General features: G+C 72.0%; 2 protein-coding genes. One reads left to right on the forward strand and one right to left on the reverse strand.

The annotated features are described in order from the left end of the window. A partial coding sequence (locus ABT300_RS43065) for an XdhC family protein (RefSeq protein ID WP_351688352.1) occupies window positions 1–327 on the reverse strand: 327 nt, incomplete at its 3' end. A 238-nt stretch (window positions 328–565) separates the two neighbouring features. On the opposite strand from ABT300_RS43065, the gene ABT300_RS43070 reads away from it, so the two are divergent. Further along, the gene (locus ABT300_RS43070) at window positions 566–2,437 is read left to right on the forward strand and encodes a cellulase family glycosylhydrolase (RefSeq protein ID WP_351688354.1); all 1,872 of its coding nucleotides are present in this window, start codon (window positions 566–568) and stop codon (window positions 2,435–2,437) included. Window positions 2,438–2,571 lie beyond the last annotated feature (134 nt).

Genomic DNA, 2,571 nt, shown 5'->3' on the forward strand with positions numbered 1-2,571 from the left:
CGAGGGGTCGAGGTCCGCCGTCACCGCACGCACCAGCACGGTGAGCTCGCCGCCGCAGGTCAGCCCGACGGCGAAGGCGTCGTCGTCGCTGTATCCGAAGGTCGCAGACCGGGGCGTCCCGTCCGCCAGGACCTCCTGGGCCAGCTCGAACACCGCGCCCTCCACGCAGCCCCCGGACACACTGCCCACGACCGCGTCGCCCGGGCCCACCGCCATGGCGGCGCCCGGAGCGCGCGGCGCGCTGCCGCGGACCGCGACCACGGTGGCGAGCCCGAAAGGCGCGCCGGACTCGTACCACCCGGACAGCACCGGGAGAATCTCACGCACGTGTGCACGGTAAGCCGCCGCCCGGTCCGCCGCTTCTCGGCCGACCGCGAAGGGCGGGGCGCCGCGCGGACCGCGCCGGCCCCCCGAACGTCTCCGCACGGACGGCAAACCGCCGAACCCTCGGGAGTACCTGCTGCGCACGACCCGTGTGATGGCCCAACTGGGCTGTCTGTGCAGGAACTTACTCGCGGGTCAGAAGGTATTGACGGTGCTCGAAAAGCGCCGGACTGTAGTGCACATGCTGAATATCCGGGCCCGTCTGCTCGCGGTTCTGGTGGTCCTCTGCGGACTCTGCGGCTTCCTGACGGCGGCGGGCGCCTCGCCCGCCGCCGCGGACGCCACGCTCCCCGGCTCCCTTCCCTTCGACGGCACGGCGCTCACCGTGGCGAACGGCCGGTTCGTCGACGGCAACGGCCGCGAGGTCGTCCTGCGCGGATACAACGTCTCCGGCGAGACCAAGCTCGACGAGAACAAGGGCCTGCCCTTCGCCTCGGTCGCCGACGCCAGGAAGTCGGCGACCGCGCTGCGCGCCCTCGGCGGCGGAAACTCCGTGCGCTTCCTGCTCTCCTGGGCCTACGCCGAGCCCGTGCGCGGCCAGGTCGACACCGTCTACCTCGCCGCCGCCACCGAGCAGATGCGCGCCTTCCTCGACGCCGGCATCCGCGTCTACCCCGACTTCCATCAGGACCTCTACTCCCGCCACCTGTTCAACCGGGGCAGTTGGTACACCGGCGACGGCGCCCCCAAGTGGGCGGTGGACCTGGGTGGTTACCCCGCCGAGTCGTGCGGCATCTGCTTCTTCTGGGGGCAGAACATCACCCAGAACGGGGCGGTGAAGGCCGCCCAGTACGACTTCTGGCACAACGCCCGCGGCGTCCAGGACAACTTCCTCGCCACCGCACAGCAGACCATGGCGTACGTCAAAGAGCACCTGAGCGCCGAGGAGTTCGCCGGCGTCCTCGGCTTCGACCCGTACAACGAGCCCTACGCCGGGACCTACGACTCCGGCCAGACCAGCCGCACCTGGGAACGCGACCTCCTGTGGCCCTTCTACGTGAAGTTCCGGGCCCGGATGGACGCGGCCGGCTGGCAGGACAAGCCCGCCTTCGTCGAGCCGAACATGTTCTGGAACGGCAACATCGACTCCCAGCGGCAGGAGGGCGGACTCCTCGACGTGGGCACGCTCGGCTCCCGCTACGTCTTCAACACCCACTTCTACGACCAGAAGGCCATCTCCGGGATCCTGATGTGGGGCAAGGCGGCGGACGGCCAGTACGTCACCGACTTCGGCGCCGTGCGGGACCGGGCCGCGGCGACCGGGACGACGGCCGTCGTCAGCGAGTTCGGACATCCGCTGGCCGGCAACGTCTCCGACAAGGCGCCGACCGTCCTCAAGGCCATGTACCAGGCGCTCGACTCCCGGGTGAAGGGCGCGTCCTGGTGGACGACCCCGGCCGTCTCCGGCCCGGTCCTCTCCGGCAGCCAGTGGCAGTGGGACATCTACTGGGGCCGTCATCACGAGCTGATGAACGGCAACCCCGACAAGGTGCTCACCGGCGGCGACGCCTGGAACGACGAGGACCTGTCGGCCGTGCGCCTCGACGACTCCGGCAACGCCACGCTCCGCCAGGACGCGCGGCTCCTCGACCGGGTCTACCCGAGCGCCACCTCCGGCACGACCGTCGCCTTCACCTACGAGGACCGCTCCCGGGACGGCTCCACCACCCTCACCTGGAACCCGGTCCCCGGTTCCCTGCCCGCCACGAAGCAGCTCGTCGGCTCCGGCCAGTACGCGCTCGTCGTGTGGCGCTCGGCCGGCGGCGCGGCGCCCACCGAACTGCATCTGCCCGCCTCCTTCCCCACCGCCACGACCACCGTCGTCTCCGACCTCGGCGCCGTGTACGCGCCCCCCGCCTACACGGCCGGCACGAAGATCGCGGCGGCCGTCGAGCCGGGCGGCACGGGCAGCCGCCGCCTGCTGCTCAGCACGTCCGACTCGGGCACGGTGCACTACGCGCTGGTGACCAACGGCGCGAGCGCGCCGACCGCGGCCCAGCTGGCCGCGGCCCGCACCGAACTGTCGGCCTGGGCGGCCCAGAAGGCGGGGTGAGCGCACCGCGACGACGAAGGGGTGGGTGGCGGTCACCGCCACCCACCCCATAGTGGGGGGGGCCCCGTCAGGGGGCGGCGGCCGGCCCGCCCCCCGCCCCATGGCCGGGGGATCGGGAGGTCACACCGAGGAAC

This window comes from Streptomyces sp. NPDC001027, from assembly GCF_040299045.1.
Lineage (GTDB): Bacteria > Actinomycetota > Actinomycetes > Streptomycetales > Streptomycetaceae > Streptomyces.